Source organism: Gilliamella sp. Nev6-6 (assembly GCF_001690605.1).
Lineage (GTDB): Bacteria > Pseudomonadota > Gammaproteobacteria > Enterobacterales > Orbaceae > Gilliamella > Gilliamella apicola_C.
The window spans coordinates 41,379-66,507 of sequence record NZ_LZHP01000090.1; the positions used below are offsets into that span (position 1 = coordinate 41,379).

Annotated in this window: 22 protein-coding genes and 2 pseudogenes; 19 read left to right on the top strand and 5 right to left on the bottom strand. The window is 35.6% G+C overall.

Going from position 1 to position 25,129, the window contains the following annotated elements; all coding sequences use genetic code 11:
• Positions 1 to 45: 45 nt before the first annotated feature.
• The 4 genes from asnS to A9G42_RS10650 all read left to right on the top strand — a co-directional run bounded on the left by asnS (position 46) and on the right by A9G42_RS10650 (position 4,970).
• On the top strand, positions 46 to 1,449 hold the full coding sequence (gene asnS, locus A9G42_RS10635; RefSeq protein WP_065589084.1) for an asparagine--tRNA ligase: 1,404 nt from the start codon (positions 46 to 48) through the stop codon (positions 1,447 to 1,449).
• 284 nt (positions 1,450 to 1,733) lie between these two features.
• A complete protein-coding gene (locus A9G42_RS10640; RefSeq protein WP_065642809.1) occupies positions 1,734 to 2,936 on the top strand; it encodes a porin in 1,203 nt (400 codons plus the stop codon).
• Positions 2,937 to 3,232: 296 nt separating this feature from the next.
• Positions 3,233 to 4,378 (top strand): porin, encoded by a 1,146-nt coding sequence (locus tag A9G42_RS10645; protein WP_065653409.1) that lies wholly within the window; start codon positions 3,233 to 3,235, stop codon positions 4,376 to 4,378.
• Between the two features lie 133 nt (positions 4,379 to 4,511).
• Positions 4,512 to 4,970 (top strand): methylglyoxal synthase, encoded by a 459-nt coding sequence (locus tag A9G42_RS10650; protein ID WP_065579588.1) that lies wholly within the window; start codon positions 4,512 to 4,514, stop codon positions 4,968 to 4,970.
• Between the two features lie 3 nt (positions 4,971 to 4,973).
• On the opposite strand, the gene A9G42_RS14400 is transcribed toward A9G42_RS10650, so the two are convergent.
• From A9G42_RS14400 to lpcA, 3 genes are all read right to left on the bottom strand, one after another.
• Positions 4,974 to 5,102: a hypothetical protein gene (locus A9G42_RS14400; protein ID WP_255307204.1), complete on the bottom strand. Its 129-nt coding sequence runs from the start codon at positions 5,100 to 5,102 to the stop codon at positions 4,974 to 4,976.
• Positions 5,103 to 5,175: 73 nt separating this feature from the next.
• Positions 5,176 to 5,955: a class II glutamine amidotransferase gene (locus A9G42_RS10660; RefSeq protein WP_065653411.1), complete on the bottom strand. Its 780-nt coding sequence runs from the start codon at positions 5,953 to 5,955 to the stop codon at positions 5,176 to 5,178.
• A 1-nt stretch (position 5,956) separates the two neighbouring features.
• On the bottom strand, positions 5,957 to 6,535 hold the full coding sequence (gene lpcA / locus A9G42_RS10665; RefSeq protein WP_065653412.1) for a D-sedoheptulose 7-phosphate isomerase: 579 nt from the start codon (positions 6,533 to 6,535) through the stop codon (positions 5,957 to 5,959).
• 411 nt (positions 6,536 to 6,946) lie between these two features.
• On the opposite strand from lpcA, the gene ribH reads away from it, so the two are divergent.
• The 11 genes and pseudogenes from ribH to gorA all read left to right on the top strand — a co-directional run bounded on the left by ribH (position 6,947) and on the right by gorA (position 16,878).
• Complete coding sequence (gene ribH / locus A9G42_RS10670) at positions 6,947 to 7,417, top strand: 6,7-dimethyl-8-ribityllumazine synthase (RefSeq protein WP_065579589.1); 471 nt, start codon at positions 6,947 to 6,949, stop codon at positions 7,415 to 7,417.
• Positions 7,418 to 7,421: 4 nt separating this feature from the next.
• A complete protein-coding gene (gene nusB / locus A9G42_RS10675) occupies positions 7,422 to 7,841 on the top strand; it encodes a transcription antitermination factor NusB (protein WP_065567674.1) in 420 nt (139 codons plus the stop codon).
• A gap of 21 nt (positions 7,842 to 7,862) precedes the next feature.
• On the top strand, positions 7,863 to 8,909 hold the full coding sequence (locus A9G42_RS10680) for a TrmH family RNA methyltransferase (protein ID WP_065653413.1): 1,047 nt from the start codon (positions 7,863 to 7,865) through the stop codon (positions 8,907 to 8,909).
• 141 nt (positions 8,910 to 9,050) lie between these two features.
• Entirely contained in the window at positions 9,051 to 9,986 is a 936-nt protein-coding gene (gene nadR / locus A9G42_RS10685; RefSeq protein WP_065653414.1) for a multifunctional transcriptional regulator/nicotinamide-nucleotide adenylyltransferase/ribosylnicotinamide kinase NadR, read from the top strand.
• 61 nt (positions 9,987 to 10,047) lie between these two features.
• Entirely contained in the window at positions 10,048 to 10,824 is a 777-nt protein-coding gene (gene ubiE / locus A9G42_RS10690; protein WP_065567677.1) for a bifunctional demethylmenaquinone methyltransferase/2-methoxy-6-polyprenyl-1,4-benzoquinol methylase UbiE, read from the top strand.
• Between the two features lie 14 nt (positions 10,825 to 10,838).
• Positions 10,839 to 12,350: pseudogene (gene ubiB / locus A9G42_RS10695) on the top strand (ubiquinone biosynthesis regulatory protein kinase UbiB); the annotation flags it as partial.
• A 100-nt stretch (positions 12,351 to 12,450) separates the two neighbouring features.
• Positions 12,451 to 12,669: a twin-arginine translocase TatA/TatE family subunit gene (gene tatA, locus A9G42_RS10700; RefSeq protein WP_065579593.1), complete on the top strand. Its 219-nt coding sequence runs from the start codon at positions 12,451 to 12,453 to the stop codon at positions 12,667 to 12,669.
• 3 nt (positions 12,670 to 12,672) lie between these two features.
• A pseudogene (gene tatB, locus A9G42_RS10705) lies at positions 12,673 to 12,954 on the top strand (Sec-independent protein translocase protein TatB); the annotation flags it as partial.
• Between the two features lie 56 nt (positions 12,955 to 13,010).
• Positions 13,011 to 13,778 (top strand): twin-arginine translocase subunit TatC, encoded by a 768-nt coding sequence (tatC, locus tag A9G42_RS10710; RefSeq protein WP_065582428.1) that lies wholly within the window; start codon positions 13,011 to 13,013, stop codon positions 13,776 to 13,778.
• A gap of 49 nt (positions 13,779 to 13,827) precedes the next feature.
• Positions 13,828 to 15,252 (top strand): bifunctional D-glycero-beta-D-manno-heptose-7-phosphate kinase/D-glycero-beta-D-manno-heptose 1-phosphate adenylyltransferase HldE, encoded by a 1,425-nt coding sequence (gene hldE / locus A9G42_RS10715; RefSeq protein ID WP_065582429.1) that lies wholly within the window; start codon positions 13,828 to 13,830, stop codon positions 15,250 to 15,252.
• A 273-nt stretch (positions 15,253 to 15,525) separates the two neighbouring features.
• Positions 15,526 to 16,878, top strand: a complete 1,353-nt coding sequence (gene gorA / locus A9G42_RS10720) for a glutathione-disulfide reductase (RefSeq protein WP_065653416.1) — start codon at positions 15,526 to 15,528, stop codon at positions 16,876 to 16,878.
• 79 nt (positions 16,879 to 16,957) lie between these two features.
• On the opposite strand, the gene A9G42_RS10725 is transcribed toward gorA, so the two are convergent.
• Positions 16,958 to 18,307 (bottom strand): MFS transporter, encoded by a 1,350-nt coding sequence (locus A9G42_RS10725; RefSeq protein WP_065653417.1) that lies wholly within the window; start codon positions 18,305 to 18,307, stop codon positions 16,958 to 16,960.
• Positions 18,308 to 18,538: 231 nt separating this feature from the next.
• Here A9G42_RS10725 and A9G42_RS10730 point away from each other — a divergent pair, with 231 nt between their 5' ends.
• From A9G42_RS10730 to glyA, 4 genes are all read left to right on the top strand, one after another.
• Positions 18,539 to 19,108, top strand: a complete 570-nt coding sequence (locus tag A9G42_RS10730) for a DNA-3-methyladenine glycosylase I (RefSeq protein ID WP_065653418.1) — start codon at positions 18,539 to 18,541, stop codon at positions 19,106 to 19,108.
• Positions 19,109 to 19,112: 4 nt separating this feature from the next.
• Complete coding sequence (locus A9G42_RS10735) at positions 19,113 to 19,697, top strand: YdcF family protein (RefSeq protein ID WP_065653468.1); 585 nt, start codon at positions 19,113 to 19,115, stop codon at positions 19,695 to 19,697.
• A 155-nt stretch (positions 19,698 to 19,852) separates the two neighbouring features.
• Positions 19,853 to 21,214, top strand: a complete 1,362-nt coding sequence (gene mnmE, locus A9G42_RS10740) for a tRNA uridine-5-carboxymethylaminomethyl(34) synthesis GTPase MnmE (RefSeq protein WP_065653419.1) — start codon at positions 19,853 to 19,855, stop codon at positions 21,212 to 21,214.
• 329 nt (positions 21,215 to 21,543) lie between these two features.
• On the top strand, positions 21,544 to 22,800 hold the full coding sequence (gene glyA / locus A9G42_RS10745; protein ID WP_065653420.1) for a serine hydroxymethyltransferase: 1,257 nt from the start codon (positions 21,544 to 21,546) through the stop codon (positions 22,798 to 22,800).
• 65 nt (positions 22,801 to 22,865) lie between these two features.
• Here glyA and A9G42_RS10750 read toward each other — a convergent pair whose 3' ends face one another.
• The gene (locus A9G42_RS10750) at positions 22,866 to 25,034 is read right to left on the bottom strand and encodes a MerC domain-containing protein (RefSeq protein WP_065653421.1); all 2,169 of its coding nucleotides are present in this window, start codon (positions 25,032 to 25,034) and stop codon (positions 22,866 to 22,868) included.
• Between the last annotated feature and the right edge of the window lie 95 nt (positions 25,035 to 25,129).

Consider the following 25,129-nt stretch of genomic DNA (forward strand, 5'->3'; position numbering starts at 1 on the left):
TTAGTTTAGATATAACATTAAATAATGTAGAGATGGAAAATTAAAATGAATTCAGTTTCACCTATTGTTGATGTGTTACAAGGCAGAATTGCTGTTGGTAGCACTATTTCTGTTCAAGGCTGGGTAAGAACTCGGCGTGATTCTAAAGCCGGTATTTCATTTTTAGCTGTTTATGATGGTTCTTGCTTTGATCCTATTCAAGCTGTTATTGAAAATAATTTACCTAATTATGAACAAGATATCTTACGCTTAACTGCCGGATGTTCAGTTAAGGTGACGGGTAAAGTCGTGGAATCACCAGGTCAAGGTCAAAAATATGAATTACAAGCCATACAAGTTGAAGTTTACGGCTTTGTTGATGATCCTGAAACTTACCCAATGGCAGCTAAACGTCATTCAATTGAGTATCTTCGTGAAGTCGCACACTTACGAGCAAGAACGAATATTGTTGGTGCGATAACACGTGTACGCCATACACTTGCACAAGCAATTCATCAATTTTTTGATGAGCGTGGCTTTTATTGGTTATCAACCCCAATTATTACCGCGTCGGATACTGAAGGGGCAGGCGAAATGTTCCGAGTTTCAACACTCGATATGTTAAATCTGCCTAAATCAGATAATGGTAACATTGATTTTGATAAAGACTTTTTTGGTAAAGAAGCTTTTTTAACCGTTTCTGGACAGTTAAATGCTGAAACTTATGCTTGTGCGCTTTCTAAAGTTTACACATTTGGCCCAACATTTCGGGCTGAAAACTCAAACACAACTCGTCATTTAGCTGAGTTTTGGATGATGGAACCCGAAGTGGCATTCGCCGATCTAAATGACAATGCTAAGCTTGCCGAAGACATGCTGAAATATGTGTTTAAATCAGTATTAGAAAAACGTGCTGACGACATGCAATTTTTCGCTCAGCACGTAGATAAAGAAGCAATAACACGCCTTGAAAACTTTATTAACGCTGATTTTGCCCAAGTTAACTATACTGATGCTATAACCATTTTGCAAAATTGCGATGCTAAGTTTGAAAATCCAGTCAGTTGGGGAATCGACTTAGCCTCAGAACACGAGCGTTATTTAGCCGAACAACATTTTAAAGCACCAGTAGTTGTAAAAAACTATCCGAAAGATATTAAAGCATTCTATATGCGCATGAACGATGACGGTAAAACCGTTGCGGCCATGGATGTATTAGCGCCTGGTATTGGTGAAATTATCGGAGGTTCACAGCGTGAAGAGCGTTTAGATATGTTAGATAAACGTATGGAAGAATTGGGACTTAAGAAAGAAGATTATTGGTGGTATCGTGATTTGCGCCGTTATGGTACCGTACCACATTCTGGCTTTGGACTTGGTTTCGAACGATTAATTGCTTATGTAACAGGTGTGCAAAATGTGCGTGATGTGATCCCATTTCCAAGAACACCACGTAATGCAAATTTTTAAACTAGTTGAGTTATAACCAATTCATTAGAGCTAAAGATTAACTAATTTTAGCTTTAATGCGCTCAAAAAACAAACAAACAGGCTTGATTTTGTGCTTAGACATCACCTTTTATGAAAAGTTCGCTTGATTTTAAAAAAAATTTATACATAATTTACACTACTGTAAAAAGTAGATAAAAATAATAGATAAAAATATTATTTTTTGGATGAATAATTATTTGTACAAAATTGACACTAAACTTATGGACAGTGTCTTTTTAAGAAAATAACCATGAGGGTAAAAAATGAAACGTAATCTATTAGCAATCGCTATCCCTGCGCTTTTAGTAGCAGCTAGCGCAAATGCATCTATTGAAGTATGGAACAAAGATGGTAATAAAGTTGACTTTTATGGTCGAGTAAAAGCAGCTAACAATATTACTGATCGTGGTCAAGCTGGCGAAGGTGATGATACTTCTGCTCGTTTAGGTATGTCTGGCCAAACTCAAATCACTGATAGCGTAACTGGCTACGGTCGCTGGGAATATGAAGCGAAAGCAGGTAAGAATTCTGATAACGAAGTACGTTATGCTTTTGCTGGTTTAAACTTTGGTGATTTTGGGTCATTCGATTATGGTCGTAACGATGGTGTGCTAAAAGCAATCACAGCTTATACTGACGTATTACCGCAATTTGGTGGTGAAGCAGCAAACAATAGTTGGAACGTGCTTTCAGCTCGTACTAAAGCTGTTGCAACTTACCGTAACAATAACTTCTTTGGTCTATTTGATGACTTAAGTTTTGCATTACAATATGCAGATAATGGTGATAATGCAACTACTTTTGATAGTAAACTTGCTAAAGTAAAACTTGATAGCGATGGTGACTTCGATGGATTTAGTGGCGAAAGCCGTGAGGCCTATGGTGCAAATGTTCAATGGAGAATTTTTGACACAGGTTTAACTGCTGGTGCAGGTTATGCTCAAACAGCTGGTAAGAGTGCGAAATATCAGGACGAAGATGGTTACGTTGATGGCATTAAGAGAGTTAAAACTTGGTCAGCTGGTATCAAATACGATAACTATAATCTATACTTAGCGGCTAACTATTTCCAAACTAAATTCAATACTTACTATGATGCTTTTGAAGAGCACCACAGAGATCCAAAAATTAAAGGTGTTGAATTAGTTGCTCAATATGGTATTGATTTAGAAGTAGGTCGTTTAACACCTTCTTTGGCTTATGTGCAACATAAGGTTAGCAGTGATGAAGTTGGTTATTATGATGAAGATCATAAAGAGGGGCGTAATTTAGTTAAATATGTTTCACTTGGTGCAACATATGATCTAAATAAAAACTTTAGCGCTATCGTAGAATATAAATTTAATCTACTTAAGAAACAAGATATTGGTGCTGAGTTAAACACTGTTCGTGAAAGCAACGGTCGCCACCCATACAAACCAGGTACTAAAGACGTGTTAGGTGTTGGTTTAATTTACCAATTCTAATTGCTTCTTGATATCTTATAAAAAGGCACTTATTGTGCCTTTTTTTTCGCCTTATAAATACCTTTCTAGTTAAAAAAACATTTTATGTTTAAAAAAAATAATAACAAACATTAAAATATTCGAAAATTCGCAGAATTAATCTAACTTCCAGTGTTAAATAGGTAATAAAATCTGTTCTGTCACAAGAAAATCGATATCACAATAATAATATAATTGCTAATTATTAGCAGTTATTTGTTAAACCAAAGCAAAGTAATTTGCATCTTTAATAATATAAAATACCTAAGAGGGTAAAAATGAAACGTAATCTATTGGCAATCGCTATTCCTGCGCTCTTAATTGCAGGCACAGCTAACGCTTCTATTGAAGTGTGGAATAAAGACAGTAATAAAGTTGACTTTTATGGTCGAGTTTATGCTTTAAACTATATTACTGATCGTAATAACCAAACGGGTGAAGGTGACAAAACCACAGCACGTTTAGGTATGTCTGGTCAAGCTCAAGTGACTGACAGTGTAACAGGGTATGGTCGTTGGGAATATGAAGCTAAAACTGGCGAAAATGCCGATAACGAAACTCGCTATGCTTTTGCTGGTTTAAACTTTGGTGATTTTGGGTCATTCGATTACGGTCGTAATGATGGTGTGCTAAAAACATTAACGTCATATACGGATGTTTTACCTGAATTTGGTGGTGATGCTTCGGATAATGATCTTTATGCACTAACAGCGCGCACCAAAGCTGTTGCAACTTATCGTAACTCAGACTTTTTTGGCTTAGTAAGCGGTCTGAATTTTGCTGTTCAATATGCGGATAATGGTGATAATAGCTCTACTCGCCATTTCATCAAACATGATCGTAATGGTGAAAAACGCGATAGCGCTGAAGCTTGGGGTTCAGTAGTTGATTGGAATGTGCTTGATACAGGTTTATCTGTTGGCGCAGGTTATGCTCAAACTGGTGGACATAAGGATGCTAAAGCATGGTCAGCAGGTGTTAAATATGATAATAACAACCTTTATTTAGCCGCATTATATATTCAAGGTAAACAAAAATATGGTTGGGATAATGCATTAACGACACATAGTGCGAATGACTTAAAAACCAAAGGTTATGAATTTGTTGCGCAATATGGTATTGACTTTGAAGTGGGTCGTTTAACGCCATCTGTTGCATATATTCAACATAAAGTTAAAGGTGCATCTAGTTATTCAAGTGATGCAGGACTTAAAGGTAATGATTTAGCGAAGTATGTTGATGTTGGGTTAACTTATGACTTTAACAAAAACTTACAAGCTATTATCGATTATAAGATCAATTTATTAGATAAAGATGATATTGGCGCTCGTCGTGCTTTATATGAAGATGGCGCATTTACTAAATCGCAAATCAAAGGTACAACTAAAGACACCGTAGCTCTTGGTTTAATTTACCAATTCTAATTGATTGTCTCTTAGTATAAAAAAGGCACTTTGGTGCCTTTTTTATTATTTTTTATCGATTAAATATCTGTTGCACTTTAATTAAGACTCTGTTAAAAACAAACAAAGATAATAATAAATTAGGATATTAATGATGCTAAATACCACGCGCAAATTGCTAACTAAAAAAAACATTGCTTTAGTTGCCCACGATCATTTGAAAGAGTCTTTATTAGCTTGGTGTAAAAAAAATCGTGAAGAGCTTTCTCATCATAATTTATGTGGAACAGGTACGACAGGCACATTAATCAAGAAAGAAACAGGGTTAAATATTACGCCAATGCTTAGCGGACCAATGGGAGGCGATCAGCAAATTGGGGCGTTAATTGCAGAAGGTAAAATCGATATTCTCATATTCTTTTGGGATCCACTTAATGCTGTACCGCATGATCCCGATGTTAAAGCGCTTTTACGTTTATCAACAGTTTGGAATATTCCGGTTGCTACAAATCAAGCTACCGCTAACGCATTAATACAATCGCCAATATTTACACAAGAAGTGGATATTGAAATTCCTGATTACCAAAGTTATTTGAAAGAACGAGTAAGGTAGATGCTAATTTCTTCTGTAAAGTTTTAGCATAGCTTGTGGTGCAATTGCTAAATATTTTGACGCAAAAACAATAATAATAACTAGTATACTTTTACGATCTGATGGCATAGCTATTTCAAATCGACTTACCATAACCCCCCTTTGGATTGCCTTAACGCTAGTAGATTTTTTGACGTCAGGATAATTATAAAAATGCCCCCCGTGATTAAAATAAGAAAGATTGGCTGATTTTTCCATTTCTAAATAAAATAGCTTCATTAACATCTAATTTAGCCCAGACTTCGTTTGAAGTTAAAGGCATTGTTGAAATAATAGTTACTACATCATTAGATGTGGTATGTTTTTGAAAGTCAATTTCAACATCTTCATCAATTAATTTTGCTTTACCAAATGGCGCTTTACGGGTTATCCAATGTAAATTAGTTGCACAATAAGCAAATACATATTGCCCATCAGAAAGCAACATATTAAATATACCAAGTTGACTTAACTGATTGGCACATTGTTTAATATATTTAAACAGTTCAAGATCATCGGTCGGTTGTTGCGAATATTTTTGGTGTAATTGATTTATTAAGTAGCAAAAAGCATATTCACTATCAGTTTCGCCGACAGGTTGAAATAGTCCTGTATCTAAATTTTGGTAATCAGTTAATTGCCCATTATGGGCAAAAGTCCAGTTCTTACCCCAAAGCTCACGAGTAAACGGATGGGTATTTTCCAGTGCGACACCACCGCGATTAGCTTGTCGAATATGGGCAATCACGGCTTTAGATTTAATGGGATATTCTTTTACCATTTTAGCAATAGGTGAATAGCTACAAGGCTCAGGATCTTTAAATGTTCGGCAACCTTTTCCTTCATAAAAGGTAATCCCCCAACCATCTTTGTGAGGACCTGTGTCCCCACCTCGTTTAATTAGGCTACTAAAACTAAAACAAATATCGGTTGGCACATTAGCGCTCATACCCAATAATTCACACATATTATTTTGACATTTCCTTTTCAATAAGAAGAATAAGAATATGAATTACTTTAATGTGGATTTCTTGTACACGATCGGCATAGCCAAAATGCGGAACACGAATATCAACATCGGCAAGCCCATTCATCTTCCCACCATCTTTACCGGTTAATGTAATGATTTTCATACCTTTTTGTTTTGCTGCCTCAATGGCTTTAAGCACATTGGTTGAGTTCCCAGAGGTTGAAATACCTAAAAGTACATCACCTTTTTGACCTACACCTTCAATATAACGTGAAAAAATAAAATCAAACCCAAAATCATTACCCACACACGAAATGTGACTTACATCAGATATAGCAATTGCAGGGTAAGCTGGGCGATTATCGCGAAAACGACCTGTTAACTCTTCAGCAAAATGCATCGCATCACAATGAGAACCGCCATTACCACATGATAAAACTTTACCGCCTTGTTTAAATGAATCAGCAATTAAGACAGCCGCTTTTTGAATCTGCTCAAGATTTTTATCATCCGAAACAAAACTAGTTAAGACCTCAATGGCTTGGTTTAACTCATTACGAATATTGTCAATGTACACTGATACTTCCCCATCATTAAATAAATTTATTGTACTATTGTAATTTTTTCAAAATAGCTTGCAAGCGATAAAAATAAAATTACTTTTCTTGGCAAAAACTTTCAGGTAGATATGTACATTAAGTACATATGTTTCAAATATAAATGTTAAAGTCCAAATAAATTAAAATAATGACTAACAGTTAAAGAGTGAAATAACAACAAAATTTAGATTAATTTTAAAATTAATAAATAATACATTTACAATAGCTGAATTTTTTCATTTATTTTAAATAATATCTTGCATAAAACTCGGTCATAACGCTATTTGCCAATAGGATAAGTCTTTAATTCGTGATACAATTTAACAATTATTTTTTCGCTTAAGAAAAGAGTGAAAAGGCATTTAAAGTAGAATCAATAAGGAATGAATATGCAAACAATTGAAGGTAAAGTTGCTGCACCAAAAGCTAAGGTTGCAATTGTAGTAGCACGATTTAATCATTTTATTAATGATAGCCTTGTCAATGGTGCAATTGATGCGTTAACACGCATTGGACAAGTTGATGATAAAAATATTACTGTTATTTGGGTTCCAGGTGCTTATGAAATTCCACTTGCTACTAAAGTTGCTGCACAGTCAAAAAAATATGATGCAATTGTAGCGCTAGGTACGGTTATTCGTGGCAGTACGGCACATTTTGATTTTGTTGCTGGTGAATCAAGTTCTGGATTATTAAGTGCAAGTTTAGATAACACTATTCCAGTTGGATTCGGTATTTTAACTACCGAAAGTATAGAACAAGCTATTGAACGTGCAGGCACAAAAGCTGGCAACAAAGGTGCTGAAGCGGCATTAACTGCACTGGAAATGCTAAATATTATTAAAGCAATTAAGGAGTAATTTAGTGGCATTAGTTAATCCTCGTCGTCGAGCAAGAGAATGCGCAGTGCAAGCCATTTACTCTTGGCAAGTTTCTAGAAACGATCTTGCTGATGTTGAGACAAGTTTTATTGCAGAACAAGATATGAAAGGCGTTGATGCTAAGTATTTTCGTGAGCTATTAAATGGTGTAGCCAAAAACACCAGTGAATTAGATGACAAAATGACGCCTTATCTCACTGAACGCTCTATTAATGAGTTAGGACAAGTTGAATTAGCCATACTTAGAATCGCACTGTATGAATTAATAAAACGTCAAGATGTACCTTATAAAGTTGTGATTAATGAAGCTATCGATTTAACTAAAACATTTGGTGCTGCAGATAGCCATAAATTTGTTAATGGTGTATTAGATAAAATAGCCCCAACCATTCGTACTCGATAAGCAATTAATTATGAGATTGATATGAACAATAATACCGAAAAAAGCAAACCCACTATTTTTTATGCCAAAAATAGCGAATCTAAAAAGCCTTTTCGCTCAGCGACTAAAAAAAAGACTGACTGGAAAAGTAAAGACTCATTTCAAGTAAAACCTAAACGTGATCGTCATGATCGTATTGAAACATTCAAACCTAGAAATGATAAATCTGCATTTGCAAAAAAGAGTTTTATTGTTGATCTTAATCAATCTAAATTGCCTATTGAGAATGAATCACCATGGCAAAAAAAGCTTCGTACAAATGAACAAACTCCAACTTTTGGTTATGATGGATATCGCCAACGCAAAGAAGAAACATTAGTTTATAGCGAAAATAGTTGCAGGGCAGTATTCAAACATCGTCGCACAGCAATTGTTAAATTATTTATTACTCAAGAAATGACTTATCAATTTAAAGAGTTAATTGAGTGGCTCGTTAAACAACGTTTAGGTTATGATGTAGTCTCTAGCGAACAGATTGGTAAAATAACTCAAACGCAACATCATGGTGGCGTATGTTTAATTGTTAAAAAACGTATATCACTTACGTTATTGGATTATCTAGAAAACAATAGCGATAAAGATCATGATTGTGTTTTAGCGATTGATGATGTCAATAATCCCCATAATCTTGGTGGGTTAATTCGTAGTGCCGCTTTTTATGGCGTTAATGGTGTCATGTTACGCCAAACAAATTTACTTGATAGCGGTGCTGCTATGCGTGTGGCTGAAGGTGGCGTTGAAGCTGTTGAGTCAATTAAAAGTGATGATTTTGTGGCCTCAATAGATATGCTTAAGCAACATGGCTATCAAGTTATTGCCCTATTACCTTGTCAAGTAAAGTCAATTACATCCAGTGAATTGCACCAAATCCATTTTAATAAAAAAGTTGTGGTAGTCATATTTCAACAAATTAATATGAAACTAATTAACAGCGCTAATATTGTTGTACATTTAAAAGGCAACGATAACATGCTCGCATTAAATATTTCGGTTGCAACGGGCGTTTTATTATCGAACTTACATAAGTAAATTAATATTTTTACTATCAATGAGTTATTGGTAAAAAACTATTTTACTCATTGATAAAATATATCAAATAGCATCATTTGGTTAGAAATTGCTTTTTTTTTCTGTAAATTGTACTAGTTTTTATATATTTTGGTATGCGTCATGACTTTTAAGCATAAAGTTGGTTTAATTTTTGGGAAGTTTTATCCTTTACATTGTGGTCATATTTATCTAATTGAAAAAGCGATGAACCAAGTTGATGTATTACATATCTTTTTGGGATGTGAAGCATCGCGTGATAAGCAACTATTTAATCAAAGCCGTTTACCAAAACAACCACAAATAAGTGACCGCTTTTCATGGTTAAAAGAGACATTTAAAGATCGCCATAATATTCATATCCATGTACTTGATGAAACTGGTATTGAGTTTTACCCTAATGGTTGGCAAGATTGGAGTGATCGGGTAAAGCAAATTCTTGCTGAGCATAAAATTAAGCCCAATGTGGTATTTACTAGCGAGCCACAAGATGTTAATAACCATAAGATCTATTTTGATTGCCCAGTCGTTATTGTTGATGCTAATCGAGAATTTATTAACATTAGTGCAACACAAATCCGCCAAAATCCATATAAAAACTGGAATTTTATTGCACAAGCAGCAAAACCTTTTTTTGTAAAAAAAGTGGCTATTATTGGCCGAGGCCGTTTTTGTGAATTACCAATCCAATTTGCTAATATTTATAATACTCAATACGTGCCCAATGGCTATATTAATTATATTGAACGAGAAATTTCAATCCAACATAATAAACGTTATTTGAGCGAATCCGATTATATGAAAATTGCAATGTTACATGTTGAACGAATTGCAAAAGCCGTTGAAACATCAAATAAACTTGTTTTTACTTCAATCGATTTTGAAACACTTGAACAATATTACAGTCAAATTTTCAAAAAAAATAATGATGTTTTAAGAGCCTTAAAAGAAAGTTGTCATTTTGATTTAGTCATTCATGAAAAAGATTTAAATCCTCAATCCTCGCAACTTGAATATTTTGAAACTGTTTCAAAGAAGATTGAAGCATTATTGATTTAGTTCATCACATTTATTATGGCTTATGCTAAAATAAGCCAATTATTTGTGATAGGTAAATTTTATGTCTCAATCTTCTGACAAACAAGACAATACAAATCAAGAAAAAATTGATTTTGGTTACACTCAAGTTCCAAAACAAGAAAAAGTAAAACGTGTTGCTGAAGTATTTCACTCTGTTGCCGATAAATATGATGTTATGAATGATCTTATGTCATTTGGCATTCACCGAATTTGGAAAAAAATCACCATTGAGTATAGCAGTGTGCGTAAAGGCCAAAAAGTTTTAGATCTAGCAGGTGGCACAGGTGATTTAACGGCAAAATTCTCGCAACTTGTTGGTGATAGCGGATTAGTTGTCTTAGCTGATATAAACGAATCAATGTTAAAAGTTGGGCGAGATAAACTACGAGACAAAGGCTTATTTAAAAATATCGAATATGTACAAGCTAATGCCGAGGAGTTACCCTTTGCGGATAACTATTTTGATTGTATAACCATCTCATTTGGCTTGCGCAATGTCACTGATAAAGAAAAGGCTTTACGCTCTATATGGCGAGTATTAAAACCCGGTGGGCGCTTATTAATCCTTGAGTTTTCTAAACCGCAATATCAGATCCTAAACAAAGCTTACGACTTATATTCATTTACTATGTTACCGTTAATGGGCAAAATTGTGGCAAATGATTCTGAAAGTTATCGCTATTTAGCCGAATCAATTCGAATGCATCCTGATCAAAATACACTGAAAAGAATGATGGAAGATGCAGGATTTGTTGATGTGAAATACCACAACATGACAGGTGGCATTGTTGCTTTACATATTGGCTTTAAATTTTGATGCGATAAAAAATAATGACCTTTTTTCGACTTTATAAAATACTTGCGATATTTCGTGCTTATCGATTAGATGAATTGTTACCAAAACACCATTTAGTAAGGTGGCCACGGTTGGTTTTAAAGTGTTTATTTTGGATTAGACCCAAAGCTAAACATCAAGAAATTGGTGAGCGATTACGTCAAGCGCTACAGGAGCTCGGCCCCGTATGGGTAAAGTTTGGGCAGATGGTTTCAACTCGACGCGATATTTTACCTAAACACATTGCAGATTCGCTGACCAAATTGCAAGATCAAGTTGCTCCTTTTGATGGACAAATTGCTAAACAGCTTATTGAATCGGCATTAGGTCAAACAATAGATTATTATTTTTCCCATTTTGATGAAAAACCATTAGCATCAGCATCGATTGCCCAAGTCCATACAGCAATATTAAAGCATAGCCAAGCTGAAGTTATTATTAAAGTATTACGCCCTAATATTTTGCCTATTATTCAAGCTGATATACGTTTAATGTATTGGGTAGCTAAACAATTTACCAAGCGCATAAAATCAGGCGAAAAATTGCGAGCTGTTGAAATAGTGCGTGATTATGAAATCACGCTATTAAAAGAGTTAGATTTACAAAAAGAAGCTTACAACACGATTAGATTGCGCGATAATTTTATTAATAGTGATATCTTATATATTCCTTATGTATATCATAACCTTTGTCGAAAAAATGTGTTAGTTGAAGAACGAATTAAAGGTATACCTATCTCAAATATTGAGCAGCTTAAGCAAAATAACGTCAATATGAAATTACTAGCAGAACGAGGTGTTCAGGCATTTTTTACCCAATTATTTCGTGATAACTTTTTCCATGCAGATATGCATCCTGGTAATATTTTTGTCGATATTACCGAACCACAAAATCCCCGTTATATTGGCATTGATTGTGCCATTATTGGTATATTGACTGAGGATGATCAACGTTATCTTGCTGAAAACTTTTTAGCCTTTTTTAATCGAGATTATCGCAAAATAGCCCAAATCTATATCACATCAGGCTGGGTGCCAGAAACAACTGATGTTGTGGCGCTTGAAATGGCAATGCGTAACGTCTGTGAACCTGCATTTGCAAAACCCCTTGCCCAAATTTCATTTTCACAAATTTTGCTACAATTATTTCAAGTTGCTCGCCAATTTGACATGGATATTCAACCCCAATTAACCCTGCTTGAAAAAACGTTATTTTATATTGAAGGGCTAGGTCGCCAGCTTTATCCTGAACTAGATTTATGGAAAACAGCAAAACCGTTTTTAGAAAAATGGTATCAAGATAAATACAGCGCTAAAAAAATACTACAACAAACTTGGCAATCATTACCCGCGTGGCAAACTATGTTGCCAAAGTTACCCGAAAAATTAAATAACTACGAACGAATCAGTAAACAAATGAGTGCCCAACTAATACAAATTACTCAAGAATTACAGCTTAGTAAAAAGCGTGAACGGAATCTATATAAAATGATGGGGGTAGTGTGTGCTTTATGTATTATTATATTGGTTTCACATTAAGCTGATTGTCTTGGGAATATTATAATTTGCGTGTATAATTTGGTTATTTACCTCATCGGAGATGATTATCATGATGCCAAGCTTACCTCAACTTTTAATATTAATTGCGGTTGTTGTATTGTTATTTGGAACAAAAAAATTACGTTCATTGGGCTCCGATCTTGGCGAATCAATTAAAGGTTTTAAGAAAGCAATGAATGATGATGACGATAAAAAAGATGCTGATAATTCACAAAAATCTGAAAATATCGATTCATCTGATGCTAATAATCAGAGTAAAAAAGAGTAAACCGTGTTTGACATTAGTTTTGGTCAATTATTATTAGTTTTAATTATTGGTCTGGTGGTTTTAGGGCCAGAACGGCTACCCATTGCGATAAAAACAGTTACAGGGTGGATAAAAGTGCTACGCCGAATGTCTGCTACGGTACAATTAGAGCTGAATAAAGAGCTCAAACTGCAAGAGTTGCAAGCCAGCTTAAAAAAGGCCGAACAAAGTGGTTTAAAAACACTTACACCCGAAATTCAAGAATCTATTGATGATTTAAAACGTGTAACCGAATCCTTACAAAAAGAAATCGATTCGGCCACGAAAATTGATACTGAAACTCGTACAGATAAAAATACACCATGACAGACAACGTTACTCAACCATTAATTGGACATCTTGTTGAACTTAGAACACGGCTTTTGCGGTGTATTATCTGTATTTTGCTAGTATTAATTTGCTTGCTTTATTTTTCCAATGATATTTATCATATTGTGGCAAATCCGCTTATGAGTCAATTGCCACAAGGCAGTAATATGATAGCAACGGATATTGCAGCGCCATTTTTTACACCAATTAAGTTAACAGTTGTAGTAGCGATCTTTATTTCAATTCCTTATGTGCTATATCAAATTTGGGGATTTATTGCCCCAGCGTTATATCAACATGAGAAACGTCTGGTTATGCCGTTAATTGTATCAAGCACGATTCTTTTTTATCTTGGTATAGCATTTGCTTACTTCGCTGTGTTTCCATTAGCGTTTTACTTCTTTATCCATACCGCACCGATCGATGTGGCGATTAATACTGATATTACCAAGTATCTTGATTTTGTAATGACACTCTTTATTGTCTTTGGATTTGCTTTCGAAGTGCCAGTTGCTATTATTTTGCTTTGTTGGACAGGAATAACTACACCAAAAAGTTTACGAAACAAGCGACCATATATTATTGTTGGGGTATTTGCTGTTGCTATGTTTGTTACCCCTCCAGACGTATTTTCACAAATACTATTAGCTGTACCTATTTGTTTACTATTTGAAATTGGCACTTTTTTTGCCCGTTTTTATCAACCGCGCAAAAATGACGAAATGGAAGATGACAACAACCATGATTTTGATGAGACGTAAACAAATATAGAATGAGTAAACTGAAAATAACTAAGGATAACGAGTCATAATGAAAGCATCATTACCTGATTTTAATTGCGCCAATGTGTTAGTTGTGGGCGATATTATGTTGGATCGCTATTGGTATGGGGGAACGAATCGTATATCGCCCGAAGCGCCAGTACCTATAGTTAAAATTGACTCGTTAGAAGAACGACCTGGTGGTGCTGCCAATGTTGCTATGAATATTACTTCACTTTGCGGTAATGTACGCCTAATCGGTCTAACAGGCATAGATGAACCAGCAAAAATTCTTAATGAACAATTAAGTAAACATAAAGTTCAATGTGATTTTGTTTCTGTATCAACACACCCAACCATAACAAAGTTACGCGTTCTATCACGTAATCAACAATTGATTCGCCTTGATTTTGAAGAAGGATTTAACAATATTGATGCAACGCCTCTTCTAGAGCGTATTCAATCAGCATTAACGACCCATAAAGTTTTGGTACTGTCGGATTATGCCAAAGGTGCGTTATCTGCTGTTCAATCAATGATTAAGCTTGCTAATCATGCCAATGTGCCTATCTTAGTCGATCCAAAAGGAACCGATTTTGAGCGTTACCGCGGGGCGACATTGTTAACTCCAAACATGTCAGAATTTGAAGCAGTAGTCGGACATTGCAAAACTGAAGAAGAGATTGTTGAAAAAGGTTATCAACTCATCAAACAATATGATCTAAAAGCCTTACTAGTAACACGTAGCGAAAAAGGCATGACATTATTACAGTTAGATAAACCAATTTACCACTTACCAACTCAAGCAAAAGAAGTCTTTGACGTAACAGGAGCTGGCGATACAGTAATCGCTACATTAGCTGCAGCATTAGCTGCTGGTCAATCTTTAGAAGAAAGTTGTTTCTTAGCAAATGTCGCAGCGGGTGTGGTTGTTGGTAAACTAGGTACTTCAACTGTTTCACAAGTTGAATTGAGTAATGCCATTCGAGCCCGTGCCAATGACGGTTTTGGAGTAATGACAGAAGAAGAACTTAAAGAAGAAATCAAAAAAGCGCGTATGCGTGGCGAAAAAATTGTTATGACCAATGGTTGTTTTGATATTTTACACGCAGGACATGTTTCTTACCTTGCTAATGCACGTAAACTAGGCGACCGTTTAATTGTAGCAGTGAATAGTGATGCTTCGGTTAAACAATTAAAAGGGGAATCCAGACCCATTAATCCGCTAATGCAACGTATGATTGTACTTGGTGCACTTAATTCAGTTGACTGGGTTGTACCATTTGAAGAAGAAACACCACAACGTTTAATTGCAAGTATCTTGCCTGATGTCTTAGTCAAAGGCGGTGATTATAAACCCGAAAATATCGCCGGTGGTAAAGAAGTCATTGAAGCAGGCGGCACAGTTAAAGTCCTCAATTTTGAAGATGGCTGTTCAACCACCAATATTATTAATGCAATAAAAAATCGCTAAATTAACAAATCTTATCGGTTGCTTCAGCGTGCCACTGATAAGATTTATAATCCGATATTAATACACTTGCTTATTATTCTATTTTACGCATTTCTTGGAAAATCGTGTTAACGCTAAGCACCATTTTTAGTAACTGACTAATAAAATATTAACAATTATTAGTATGATCAATCGTTAATAACTATTATTAAATTTTAGAATGAATACTTTTTTTATCTTGCGATTTATGTAAAGCTAATAGCTAACTAATGAAAATTGTATTAAGGATATTTAATGACCAAACATTATGATTATATAGCTATCGGTGGTGGTAGTGGAGGGATTGCATCTGTTAACCGAGCGGCATCCTATGGAAAAAAGTGTGCACTAATTGAAGCAAAATTATTGGGTGGAACCTGTGTTAATGTTGGTTGTGTGCCCAAAAAAGTCATGTGGTATGGTGCACAAATTGCTGAAGCCATTAACCATTATGGCCCTGACTATGGTTTTAATACTACCATTAATCAATTCAGCTGGGACAAATTAATTGCAAGTCGAAATGCTTATATTGATAGAATCCATCAATCTTATGATCGTGTCCTTAATAACAATAACGTTGATGTTATTCATGGTTATGCTAAGTTCGTTGATGCTCATACAGTTGAAGTCAATGGTGAACATTATAGTGCTGAACATATTTTGATTGCTGTGGGTGGTAAACCAAGTATTCCGAATATTCCCGGTGCTCAATATGGTATTACATCAGATGGCTTTTTTTCTCTAAAAACCTTACCCAAACGTGTAGCCGTTGTTGGAGCTGGATATATTGCTTGTGAAATTGCAAGCGTATTACACTCGCTGGGTGCACAAACACACCAATTTATTCGTAACGCTACGCCACTACGAGCTTTTGATCCGCTTATTATTGATACCTTGATGGAAGTGATTGCAACAGAAGGGCAACAATTACATACTTTTGCCATTCCGAAATCAGTTACTAAAAATAGCGATAACTCATTAACATTAACTCTTGAAAATGGCGAAAGCTATATTGTCGATAGCTTAATTTGGGCAATTGGCCGTGAACCTGCGACCCATGATATGAATTTACAAGCAGCAGGCATTGCTGTTGATAGTAAAGGTTTTGTGATGGTTGATAAATATCAAAATACTAATATATCAGGAGTTTATTCAGTCGGTGATGATACAGGCGCAACAGCACTAACCCCTGTTGCGGTTGCTGCTGGACGTCGTTTATCAGAAAGGCTATTTAACAATAAACCTGATGAACATTTAGATTACAGTAATATTCCAACTGTAGTATTTACTCATCCGGCAATTGGTACCGTAGGCTTAACAGAACCAGACGCAATAAAGCAATATGGATCTGAAAATGTAAAAGTTTATCAATCAACATTTACAGCAATGTATACCGCAGTTACTCAACATCGCCAACCATGTCGCATGAAGCTAGTTTGTGTAGGTAAAGATGAAAAAATCGTCGGTATTCATGGCATTGGTTATGGTATGGACGAAATACTACAAGGTTTTGCAGTGGCATTAAAAATGGGCGCTACTAAAAAAGACTTTGATAATACCGTGGCAATTCACCCAACCGCAGCTGAAGAGTTTGTCACAATGCGTTAATAGTATCAGTTATTGTGTAGTACACAATAAAATAAAAAGCAGGGTAAAAGCCCTGCTTTTTATTGGTTGTAGTTACTGATTAATGACCTGAGTTACTATTCCATCCTTGTTTTGCAAGTGGGTAGAAACCGACAGCAATCGCAATTAATGCCACAAAAGAGATATAAAGGCCTGCACCAAGATAACTATACTGACCTAATAAATGTTCAGTGCTTAATAGATAAATTGTTAAAGTCGGTGTAAATGCACTAAATAGTGCATAGGCTAAATTGTAAGAAAACGATAAGCCAGAATAGCGAATAGCTGGAGGAAAAGTTCTCGTTCCAATAATTGGTGTCATAGCGATAGCCCCAATGAAAAGACCAAACGCAGCCCATGTCCAATAAAGTTGAGTTAACGATATTTCTGGACTTAAGGAGCTATAAAAGTAGATACTAGTAATAGCCAACCCACCCCAAGTAATGACAACGGTTTTAGTGGTTCCTAACTTGTCTTCTAGCCAACCGGAAATAACACAGCCGATTGTTAATGTTAATGCTGCAATACAACCGCCAACACGCCAATCAAGGTTAGTAAAGTGATACATTCCACCGACAATACGTCCAGGAGTAATTAAAATCCCCACCATAATTGCTGTTGATAACGACCAAGTTAGTAATGCAACAATCACACATGCTGTTTTGTGTTTCTGTAGCACTGTAACTACAGGAATATTTTTTTCGATAGCTTTACGGGCGGCTAACTCTTTAAAAATAGGTGTTTCAGAGAGAAAACGTCTTAAATAAACTGAAATAATGCCAAAAATACCACCAATAATAAACGGAATACGCCAAGCATAATCTAAAATATTTTGTTTAGTAAAACAAAGATCAATAATAATAGTTACAATAAACCCAAGTAAAATACCACCAGTGATGCCAGAAGTTAATGTCCCTACACCAAGCCCATAACGTTGCTTTGGCACATGTTCAGCAATAAACACCCACGCACCTGGCATTTCGCCACCTATAGCAGCACCTTGTAGCATTCGCATTACTAACAATAACAGCGGTGCAAAAATGCCAATCATATCGTAAGTTGGCAATATACCAATGATAAATGTTGGTAGAGCCATCATAGCAACACTTAAGGTAAACATTTTTTTACGCCCAACTTTATCACCAAAGTGAGCCATAATAATGCCACCAACAGGGCGAACTAAATAACCGGCAGCAAAAATACCCCAAGCAAACAAATCTAACGTTAATGGTGAAAGTGTATGCGGTAAAAAGAGTGGCTTGACGATGGTATCAATGTAAAGTGCATAGATAACAAAATCATAAAATTCTAATGTACCACCTAAAGAGGATAAAACTAACGTTTTAAAATCCTGACAAGTTAATGGTCGAGCGCTAGGCTGCCATTCGGTGTTGATCTCAGACTGACTCATGGAAAACCTTATTATTAAATTAAGTAAAAAAATAAAGAACTGTCTTTTATTGATTTAAGATAAAAATGTGAGCTTCATTCTGCCATAAAAAAAAGTCCTTTTTTTCATCATAAAAAAATTTAATGTATACAACAAATCAACTTATTTGATTTATAATCCAACCAATTTATGCTTAAAAAATACAAATCGACATAAAGCATAATTAATAATAGATAAGCTAGGTAAAATTTGATGCAAAATAACGAAAAAGTACGTTGTGATTGGGTTTTGAATGATCCCATATATATTCATTACCACGATAACGAATGGGGCATTGTTCAACATAATAGTCTTAAATTATTTGAAATGATTTGCCTTGAAGGGCAACAAGCAGGGTTATCATGGATTACTGTTTTGAAAAAGCGTGATGAATATCGCCGCTGCTTTTTCAATTTTGACCCTAAAAAAATCATAAGATTGTCAACTGAAGATATTGAGCAATTACTTGAAAATAAAGGATTGATCCGTAATCGTTTAAAATTAAATAGCATTGTCAAAAATGCCCATGCTTATTTAAACATGCAAAAAAAAGGGGAAGATTTCTCGCAATTTATCTGGTCTTTTGTAAACGGTAAACCCATTATTAACCACTTTAAAGATAAAAGTGAAGTACCTGTAAGCACCGAAATATCTGACAACATGTCAAGGGAGTTAAAAAGAAGAGGCTTTAGTTTTGTTGGCTCCACAATTTGTTATGCTTTTATGCAATCAATGGGACTGGTTGATGATCATTTTAAGAATTGCTTTAAAAAAGGATGTTAATTTAATGAATATATTTAAGTTATTAAAGCATTCTGTAATCGCTATTTTAAGTTATTTTATTGTCTGTAATATTATTATTTTTATTTATGCACAACAAAAGCCCGTTGATAATGCTGAAACTATGGTTGTGTTAGGCTCTCAAGTTGTCGGCACGCCAGCTACAGCGCCTTTAACTTTACAAATTCGTTTAGATATTGCCGCTACTTACTTACAAAATCATCTTCAAACTAAAGTCGTTGTTTGTGGTGGACAAGGTAAAGATGAATCAGCAAGCGAAGCCAGTGTGATGTTTAATTACTTAGTGAATAAAGGAATAGATGCTTCACGAATCTATATTGAAGATAAATCAACCCGAACTGCGCAACAATTCGTATACGCTAATCGCATTTTACCATTGGGGAAAACGATAATTGTAACTAATGATTTTCATTTATTACGTTCAGTAATGCTGGCTAAACGCTCAGGATTTAATGATGTATCTGGATTGTCAGCGCCCTTGAGCTTTTCTAATTTTGATAAATATATTGCGATGATAAGAGAACCACTTGCTTTGGCTAATTCTTGGTTATTTGATCACCCTAAAAATTAAATTAGGTATGGTAGCTTTTAACAACTTATCAAATCTTTTAATTTTTTTATATATAGCTTATTCTTATCATCACTAGATAAGTAAGCAGTAGCTGTTTTTGGCATCTTGTCCATGATATTATGGCACATTGCTATTTAATTTAGAAATTAATACATATGAATTTAGATACTATTGTTGCACAGGCAACCCCACCTGGCCGTGGAGGTGTTGGGATTTTACGTATTTCGGGATCTCAAGCCCGAGCAGTAGCTCAATCTATATTAGGTAAATTACCTAAACCACGCCACGCTGATTATTTATCTTTTTTAGCATCAGATGGTTCAACTTTAGATGAAGGCATCGCTTTATTTTTTCCAAATCCATATTCATTTACTGGCGAAGATGTGCTTGAACTACAAGGGCATGGTGGGCCAGTTATTCTCGATTTATTGTTAAAACGAGTTCTGGAAGTGCCTAATGTCCGTATTGCACGCCCTGGTGAATTTTCAGAGCGCGCATTTTTAAATGATAAGCTAGATCTAGCCCAAGCCGAAGCGATTGCTGATTTAATTGATGCTAGTTCGGAACAGGCAGCAAAATCAGCAATATCATCCTTACAAGGAGTATTTTCTAAAAAAGTAAATGCACTGGTTGAGTCATTAATCCATTTACGCATTTTTACCGAAGCAGCAATTGATTTTCCTGAAGAAGAAATAGACTTTTTATCGGATGGTAAAATTGAGTCTCAGCTAAATGAAGTAATTACTCGCTTAGCTGAAGTTCGCCAAGAAGCTAAGCAAGGAACACTGTTACGAGAAGGAATGAAGGTGGTCATTGCTGGGCGCCCTAATGCAGGTAAATCCAGTTTGCTTAATGCACTAGCAGGGCGTGATGCCGCCATAGTGACTGATATAGCAGGAACGACCCGAGATGTACTACGTGAATATATTCATATCGATGGTATGCCGTTACATATTATTGACACCGCAGGTCTACGTGAAGCCAGTGATGAAGTAGAGCGAATTGGTATTGAGCGTGCTTGGCAAGAAATTGAACAAGCAGATAGGGTATTATTTATGGTCGATAGTACAACAACGACCGAATCCAATCCCGAAAAATTATGGCCAGAATTTATTGAACGCTTACCTAAAAATATGCCTGTTACCGTTATTCGCAATAAAGCAGATTTAACTGGCGAATCCCTAGGTTATAGCGAAGCAAATGGTTACTCGCAGATCCAACTATCTGCACGAACGGGTGAAGGGATAGGACTGCTACGTGATCATCTAAAACAAGCCATGGGCTATACCAGTAGTACCGAGGGAGGATTTTTAGCACGTCGCCGCCACCTACAAGCACTTGAAAAGGCAGCTCAGCACTTAAACAATGGCAAACATAAACTCGTTGTTTTTCATGCTGGTGAATTATTAGCTGAAGAGCTAAGGTTAGCTCAAGAAGCTTTAAGCGAAATCACGGGAGAATTTACCTCCAATGACTTATTAGGCCGTATATTTAGTTCGTTTTGTATTGGTAAGTAAATGCAATTAAAAAAATTAATAAAATCAATAGTTTTTCTGAACAACTTTTAGAGGTAAAAATGCACTCTTTTTTGGCGGTCTTTTATTCACAGTATGCAAATACTTCCTTGTTTTTGAAAATATTAAATATATCCACATTAAACCACTATTTTAATGGTGATTTGTAAATGCGTTATTCTTGATATCGATTTGTCATAAATTTTTTTTATAACCTTAAAAAAAGATTGAAATCGCACGTTAATTAAGTAAGGATAACTGACAGTAATATTTTTATACACTATGTATAGCAAAGCCTTTAAGACTAATGCAATGAACAATAAGGAGTCAACATGTTTAGTAAAGATATGACTATTGCCGATTATGATAAGGAATTGTGGAATGCCATTAAAGGCGAAGAACAGCGTCAAGAAGATCATCTTGAACTGATCGCATCAGAGAACTATACCAGCCCACGAGTAATGCAAGCGCAAGGCTCACAACTTACCAATAAATATGCTGAAGGTTATCCTGGCAAACGCTATTATGGTGGTTGTGAATATGTTGATATTGTTGAAAAATTAGCAATAGAGCGTGCTAAGGAGTTATTTGGTGCGGACTATGCCAATGTGCAACCGCATTCGGGTTCACAAGCTAATTTTGCGGTTTATATGGCACTGTTAAAAATAGGGGATACCGTTTTAGGTATGAATTTATCCGAGGGAGGTCATTTAACGCATGGTTCGCCAGTGAGCTTTTCAGGCAAACTTTATCATGTTGTTTCTTATGGCGTTGATGATTCTGGCCATATTGATTATCAACAGCTGGCTAACATTGCTCAAGCATCAAAACCTAAAATGATTATTGGCGGGTTTTCGGCTTACTCTGGCGTAGTTGATTGGAAGCGTATGCGCGAAATTGCCGATAGCGTAGGCGCTTACTTATTTGTAGATATGGCGCATGTAGCAGGTTTAGTTGCAGCGGGCGTTTATCCAAATCCTGTTCCTTATGCGCATGTTGTTACCACTACAACACATAAAACCCTAGGAGGTCCACGAGGGGGATTAATTTTAGCTAAAGGTGGTAGTGAGGACTTATATAAAAAACTAAATTCAGCGGTTTTCCCAGGAGCACAAGGCGGTCCTTTAATGCATGTGATTGCAGCTAAAGCTGTTGCATTAAAAGAAGCCATGGAACCTGCGTATAAACAATATCAACATCAAGTAGTTAACAATGCTAAAGCTATGGTGGAAGTGATTTTAAATCGTGGTTATAAAGTGGTATCTGGTGAAACAAACAATCACCTATTCTTAATTGATTTAGTCGACAAAAATATTACAGGTAAAGAAGCTGATGCCGCTTTGGGTAGTGCTAATATTACTGTTAATAAAAATAGCGTACCTAAAGATCCGCAAAGCCCATTTGTAACATCGGGTGTGCGTATTGGTACACCAGCTATTACTCGTCGAGGCTTTAAAGAAGCCGAATCACGTGATTTGGCCAATTGGATTTGTGATGTGTTAGACAATATTGATGATGAACAAACCATTCAAACAGTGAAAGAAAAAGTGTTAACTATTTGCCGTCGATTACCAGTTTATCAGCATTAATTATTGATAAAAAATTGCCGACTATTATCGGCAATTTTTTAATGAATTGTTTTATAAAATGATTTTTATTTATCATTCGTTGTATTATCTTGGTTTTTTTCTTGCTTTTGTAGTTCGATATAGTGTTCTAAATAACCTTTGTGCCATAACCAACCGCCCATTGCGCCAATACCAAGTAAAATAGCTAACCCAAAAGCGGCAATTAAAACTTTGTTGCTGTTGTTTTTCATTGGGTCACGCAAATTGCGTTTTGCGTTTGATGGCAGTTCAGCTTTGCTGGTGAGCAAACTACCCAACATTAAGTTGATTTTAACTTGACCATTAATTGCCCAACCTGATGCTTCAAGTAGTGGACCTAGAGTTCTACGTCGTAACTTTAACCATGCCAAAATAACAGACGGTCCTGAAATAATTAAGAATAATCCAATAAAGAATAAAGGAAATTGCCACCAAGTTAGCGAAAAAATTGCTTGAAAAATAGAGGCTAATGCCGTACCTATTGCACCTACAGCTAAACCAATTGCGGCAAAAATACCAACGCTTTTACCAATATCAAATTTATTTGCTGGGTTTTGCAAAGCTTGTTCACTTGATTTTTCAATATTGGCATCTTTACTGCTAGCCCATTTGTTAATTTGTTCAGTAATACAGCGACCAATACGTTGATAAGGTGCTAAAATTGCTTGTTGAATGCTAATTGGCTTAGTGATTATTTTAACCACATTGGCATCCCAATCATTTCCTTTATTATCGATAAATACACCATTGCGACCTTCAAGTAATAAATCGCCTTGCCCTGCTGTCATTGCCGCGGCAATGAGTTGCTTTTGCCCATGCCTTGTGCATTCACAATAAAGTAAACAAAGTTCGGAATAATTTGCCATTGTTACGTGCTTAGCAATATTATCAACTGCAACGCAAAGGGTTGCACAGCGACCATCAATATAAAGCTTACCAAGCTGAAATGCAGCTCGCGTATTTGGTGAGAAGAAGTCAGCAAAAGACGCAAAGTTAACCAATAAACGATATAAATGTTTATGAAATAAGACTAATTTTTCTAATATGAGAATGTCTGACGCCGATATTGGCGTTTTATTATCTTGTTCAACCATTTGCTGAAATTCGGTTAACAAATCGTCGTTAGCTAGGCTAATCATGAGATTATTTGGTATATCTTCTATGCTGGCAGAGGGTTCAATTGCAACAGTTAATTGTGCTAATTCGGGCTTAGAACTAATCAGTTTAGCGTAAGCTTGCAAGCTTTGTTGAATATGTTGCCATTCTTGCTGTGTTAGCTGGTCTGAATTGGATAAGGATGTTTCTACTAATGTTTTAAACCGACTAATTTTAGTTTTCCAAAGAGGGTTTATTCCATTGACTAAATCAAGCACCTCAACTGTGTCGATTTTTGATAGAGGTAATTCGGCTAAAGCCTCATCAGACAATAATCCATTTTGTGTCGGTACGATATACTTTTCGTCTACGTTAAGCGCTGTTTGTGCTTGTGGGGCATATTGCGCCAATTCAACACGTAAAAAATAATCATCAATTTTGGGTTTTAATAGTTGAATTAGCTTCCATATTTCAGCGCTATTTTCACCAAATGGTGTATCGGTATTATTTATTTTTGCTTGCCATTGCAACCAAGTTTTTAAGTTTTCAACAAATGTGGTGGCAATGTTTAAATCAATCCCCTCTTGTCCACTCATATCTTTTTGTGCACCAGTGGTTTTGATTGCTGTTTGAATAAAGGTTTGCATGTCGCTTGATAATTCACTTGATGCAGGGAAGATTAAATCGCCATTATAAAGTTTATCAGCATTGGTTTTAATTGATTGCCATATATCATCTTGTGTTAAATAATCCACATTACTTTTATTCAAACTAGCCAAAATACTCCGTGCCGTAGTAGAGAGTTTTTCCCCTTGTGGGGTAGACGTTTTAATTTGTGATAAAGGTAGTGTTTCACTCATTGTTAAAATGCTATCAAATGACACGATTTTATCTTGTGTCCAACTGATAGCATCTAAAATATCAGGAATGCGAATACGTCCATCTTGATCTGAATCAAGTAATGCTAAGGTTCGCTCGTCAAAATCTAACCCTGTTGTTGGGCAGCTTAATGCTACCCATAATTTAGGGTCTAAATCTGGTAAATTGATAATGTCATCAGCACTTTTAAATACAACTTGATCCAACCCACCAACGCGCTGGAATGTCCACATATGGCTCATAATAATCTCCACACCGAAACTCATTAATATTTTTATTCATTAATATAACAGTATTTATTTTTTTTTATAGGATAGAACAGTGATTTCTAATATTT

What these genes read in the sequence shown, in the direction of transcription:
- nadR (WP_065653414.1), top strand. Translation starts at nt 9,051, where the DNA reads ATGACTTTTAAGCATAAAGTTGGTTTAATTTTTGGGAAGTTTTATCCT.
- A9G42_RS10650 (WP_065579588.1), top strand. Translation starts at nt 4,512, where the DNA reads ATGCTAAATACCACGCGCAAATTGCTAACTAAAAAAAACATTGCTTTA.
- glyA (WP_065653420.1), top strand. Translation starts at nt 21,544, where the DNA reads ATGTTTAGTAAAGATATGACTATTGCCGATTATGATAAGGAATTGTGG.
- A9G42_RS10640 (WP_065642809.1), top strand. Translation starts at nt 1,734, where the DNA reads ATGAAACGTAATCTATTAGCAATCGCTATCCCTGCGCTTTTAGTAGCA.
- tatC (WP_065582428.1), top strand. Translation starts at nt 13,011, where the DNA reads ATGACAGACAACGTTACTCAACCATTAATTGGACATCTTGTTGAACTT.
- ribH (WP_065579589.1), top strand. Translation starts at nt 6,947, where the DNA reads ATGCAAACAATTGAAGGTAAAGTTGCTGCACCAAAAGCTAAGGTTGCA.
- asnS (WP_065589084.1), top strand. Translation starts at nt 46, where the DNA reads ATGAATTCAGTTTCACCTATTGTTGATGTGTTACAAGGCAGAATTGCT.
- A9G42_RS10725 (WP_065653417.1), bottom strand. Translation starts at nt 18,307, where the DNA reads ATGAGTCAGTCTGAGATCAACACCGAATGGCAGCCTAGCGCTCGACCA.
- mnmE (WP_065653419.1), top strand. Translation starts at nt 19,853, where the DNA reads ATGAATTTAGATACTATTGTTGCACAGGCAACCCCACCTGGCCGTGGA.
- A9G42_RS14400 (WP_255307204.1), bottom strand. Translation starts at nt 5,102, where the DNA reads ATGGTAAGTCGATTTGAAATAGCTATGCCATCAGATCGTAAAAGTATA.
- A9G42_RS10660 (WP_065653411.1), bottom strand. Translation starts at nt 5,955, where the DNA reads ATGTGTGAATTATTGGGTATGAGCGCTAATGTGCCAACCGATATTTGT.
- tatA (WP_065579593.1), top strand. Translation starts at nt 12,451, where the DNA reads ATGATGCCAAGCTTACCTCAACTTTTAATATTAATTGCGGTTGTTGTA.
- A9G42_RS10735 (WP_065653468.1), top strand. Translation starts at nt 19,113, where the DNA reads ATGAATATATTTAAGTTATTAAAGCATTCTGTAATCGCTATTTTAAGT.
- ubiE (WP_065567677.1), top strand. Translation starts at nt 10,048, where the DNA reads ATGTCTCAATCTTCTGACAAACAAGACAATACAAATCAAGAAAAAATT.
- A9G42_RS10645 (WP_065653409.1), top strand. Translation starts at nt 3,233, where the DNA reads ATGAAACGTAATCTATTGGCAATCGCTATTCCTGCGCTCTTAATTGCA.
- A9G42_RS10750 (WP_065653421.1), bottom strand. Translation starts at nt 25,034, where the DNA reads ATGAGCCATATGTGGACATTCCAGCGCGTTGGTGGGTTGGATCAAGTT.
- hldE (WP_065582429.1), top strand. Translation starts at nt 13,828, where the DNA reads ATGAAAGCATCATTACCTGATTTTAATTGCGCCAATGTGTTAGTTGTG.
- A9G42_RS10730 (WP_065653418.1), top strand. Translation starts at nt 18,539, where the DNA reads ATGCAAAATAACGAAAAAGTACGTTGTGATTGGGTTTTGAATGATCCC.
- gorA (WP_065653416.1), top strand. Translation starts at nt 15,526, where the DNA reads ATGACCAAACATTATGATTATATAGCTATCGGTGGTGGTAGTGGAGGG.
- A9G42_RS10680 (WP_065653413.1), top strand. Translation starts at nt 7,863, where the DNA reads ATGAACAATAATACCGAAAAAAGCAAACCCACTATTTTTTATGCCAAA.